Origin of the sequence: Patiriisocius sp. (assembly GCF_051252435.1) — a bacterium.
GTDB lineage: Bacteria > Bacteroidota > Bacteroidia > Flavobacteriales > Flavobacteriaceae > Patiriisocius.
On sequence record NZ_JBPOFW010000016.1, the window covers coordinates 1 to 3,300 of the forward strand.

General features: G+C 29.8%; 4 protein-coding genes. All 4 read left to right on the forward strand.

All coding sequences use genetic code 11. From position 1 onward, the window contains the following. The first annotated feature begins 232 nt into the window (after nucleotides 1-232). The 4 genes from ACSHW7_RS15815 (at nucleotide 233) to ACSHW7_RS15830 (ending at nucleotide 3,218) form a co-directional block, all read left to right on the forward strand. Nucleotides 233-610 (forward strand): NTF2 fold immunity protein, encoded by a 378-nt coding sequence (locus ACSHW7_RS15815; RefSeq protein WP_435680338.1) that lies wholly within the window; start codon nucleotides 233-235, stop codon nucleotides 608-610. 193 nt (nucleotides 611-803) lie between these two features. Beyond that, nucleotides 804-1,046, forward strand: coding sequence for a type II toxin-antitoxin system ParD family antitoxin (locus ACSHW7_RS15820; RefSeq protein ID WP_435680341.1), 243 nt, complete (start codon nucleotides 804-806; stop codon nucleotides 1,044-1,046). Continuing rightward, nucleotides 1,043-1,345 carry a type II toxin-antitoxin system RelE/ParE family toxin gene (locus ACSHW7_RS15825; protein ID WP_435680339.1) on the forward strand — a complete coding sequence of 101 codons (303 nt, stop codon included), beginning with the start codon at nucleotides 1,043-1,045 and terminating at the stop codon, nucleotides 1,343-1,345. Before ACSHW7_RS15820 ends, ACSHW7_RS15825 begins: the two co-directional genes overlap by 4 nt. A gap of 202 nt (nucleotides 1,346-1,547) precedes the next feature. Next, nucleotides 1,548-3,218: a pentapeptide repeat-containing protein gene (locus ACSHW7_RS15830; RefSeq protein WP_435680340.1), complete on the forward strand. Its 1,671-nt coding sequence runs from the start codon at nucleotides 1,548-1,550 to the stop codon at nucleotides 3,216-3,218. Nucleotides 3,219-3,300 lie beyond the last annotated feature (82 nt).

Sequence of the window (3,300 nt, forward strand, 5' to 3'; positions counted from 1 at the left end):
GCTCTTATTAATAACTAGAAAACTACTATATTTATATTCAATAAATTTAGAATGTAAACATACGAGCCGAGACCGTTACCACACATTCCCCACAAAAGAAAAAACCTGTTAATTTCTTGAGCTAACGACAGAAGAAAGTCAGGAAAAAAGTGTCTGGGAATGCTTAAATTTAAAAAATATAATTAATTAATAATCAATAACTTAATTTGACGTTAGTCAGAATTTGAAAAAAATGAAAATCGGAATAATATTAATAATCGGAATTTTAATTTCAACAAATATTCAGGCTCAAGAATCGGAAAAAAAGTCGGACGATTTTAAACACGCTGAACAATTACTTGAATATGCGCTGAAAAATAAATCTGACCGAACCGAAATGAAATTTAAGTTGATTCCGAAAAAAGAAAACGCAATAAATTACGCCGAAATTATTCTGTTTGAACTATATGGAATAGAAAAAATTGAATTGGAAAAACCTTATGAAATCCATCTGATTAATGACTATTGGATAATAACTGGAACTCTTCCAAAAGAAATGGTTGGAGGAGTTTTTGAAATGGTATTTGACTCATGGAACGGAAAAGTTCTGATTTTAGAACACGGAAAATAAAAAAACGTGTGGTAACACCGTGTATAATTAATGGCTAGTTTTAGCTTGCTTACGAAAATCCTCGCGGATTTTCTATTCCGTTTTTATTTGCTAAATTAGGTTCTTAAACCCGCCACTAATCTTATACAATCACGTTGTGAGCAATTTGGCTACGTTACCAAGATTTGGTATATTTGAGGAAATTTTAGCTCAAATGGGAAAAAACACATCAATATCATTAGGAAATTATTTTGAGGATTTTATTAAAGACGAAGTAAAATCTGGAAGATATAATTCAGTAAGTGAAGTAATTCGTTCAGCTTTACGTTTGTTAGAAACGGAAGAAAAAAAAGAACGGGAATTGATTAAGGCTCTTGAAATTGGAGAACAAAGTGGATTTGTTGAAAATTTTGACCCAAAACAAAATCTAGCTGAATTACATCGCAAGCACTTATGAGTATAAATAAATACAGAATAAGTGAACAAGCTGTTGAAGATTTAAACGACATTTGGATTTACACTTTTCACAAGTGGTCTAAAAAGCAAGCTGATAGGTATTACGACTTAATAATCGGAGAAATTGAATTTATTGCAGACAATTTTATGATAGGAAAATCGGCTGAACAAACCCGAAAGAATTACAGATATATAAAAGTTAAATCACATCTGATTTTTTATAGAAAAGTCGAGAATGAAATTGTAGAAATAGTTAGAATTTTACATCAGAGAATAGATATTAAAAAACGTCTGGAATAAAAAACTACACACAACACCGTGTAAAAAACATTGCTTATTTTAGTTCAATCGTTTGGGCATTGCGTGTTTGCCAGCTTCCGAATTTCCTGCGGAAAATCCTCGCAAGCAAGCACGCAACGTCCTTTACACATTAACGTTGTGGTGCATTAAAGGATTCATTAAAACTTTATTACATTTATACATCATTTACCAGACATAAATATTGAAAGATAGCACAAAAAAAATATCTGAACTTGAAGAGAGTCTTTCTGCCACTATTAGGGAAAATCAAAATCTTAGGAAAAGAATACAAGAATTTGAAAACCAAAAGACAAAGGCACGTAAGAGAAGGTATCGGTTAACTTCACAACTTGGGACATTCTTCATAGGTCCAAATTTAAAAAGAAGCATAAAAGAAGTAATTAATGAATTTAATGAAACTAAAAGAATAAGTACTGATTCTGCCTCAGACCTTTTGGCCAATCTCGTTAAACGCTTCACAAGAGTAAGTTTGATTGCTTTGATATTTGGAATCCTACCAACTGTCCTACTAATTTGGCAAAACCGCTTAATATCAATTCAAAACGAAAAAATAGAAGCTCAAACTAGATTATTTAGCACTCAAAATGAGCTTTTTGAATTACAGAATTCAAAACTCGATATTCAAAATGAACAACTTGTAATTCAAACGAAATTTTTTAGTAATCAAAATGAGCTTTTTAAAAGTCAAAATGATAAGATTGATATTCAATCTTCACTTTTTGAAAACCAAAATGACCTTCTAGCAAATCAGAATAGTAAGGTTGATTTACAAACAAAACTCTTTGAAAACCAAAATGAATTGTTAAATACACAAAATCAAAGCATTTCAAACCAAACATATTTAGCGGAAGCTGCAAGAAGGTCATCACAAATGTTTATTATGGGAGAAGTTTTAGGGGAAGTTAATTTAGAATTGAAAATTCCGAATAAAAATGCAGATAGCTTGAGTAATACACTTGTTGGAAGAATTATAAGTTTGAGTAGAGCAATGAAACCATATCGATATTTAGAAAATGACAAAATAATTACAGAATCATCAAGTCCAGAAAGAGGACAATTTTTGATTTCATTAATAGAAAGTAAAATTGATAGTTCATTTTTTGAAAAAAGAATTTTAAGAAATAGTAATTTTTCAAAAGCATACCTCAATAATGCCTATCTCAATAATGCTAACTTAGGAAATATAAACTTGAATGGTGCTAATTTGTTTGGAGCCTCATTAGTGAATGCAAACTTGAAGAGTGCCGAGTTAAGAGAAAGTGAATTAAGCACAGCTAATTTAAATTTTGCTGATTTAAGAGAAGCTAATTTAGTGCGCTCAAAATTAGAATATATTAAATTAAATAATGCTAAACTCTACAAGGTAAAATTAAATTCTGCAATTATGAGAGGTGCTGAAATAAAAAATTCAGATTTAAAAGCTGCTAAGTTAGATGGAGTTGATTTAATCCACGGAAAATTGAATGAATCTAATTTAGAATATGTTAGCTTGGATTATGCAAAGTTGGGTAAGGTTGATTTTACTCAGGCAAATTTGCTAAATGCCTACCTAACTAACTGCGATATTAAATATTCAACTTTTTATAAATCAAATTTAACTCGAACAGTATTTACAGGGAGCGATTTGAGTTATTCTGATTTACGATTTGCAATACTTGATGGAACTGATTTTAATGGAATAATGGGTTTTAATAATGTCAAAGTTGATAGAAAGGATTGGCTTGAATATATTAGTAAAGAATTAAAATTAAAAGGTGCTGAAAATTTGATAAATAATTACAGAATTGATAGCCTGAATAAAATTAAAAATAAAAAGTCCGAGTATTATGTTGTTAAGAGAAGTAAAAATTAACGCACCACAACAAAGAACTGAGGTAAAAAACAACCTTTTTCTTCATTAAATTTTGACATTATTTTTTTGGGGCGAGAATATA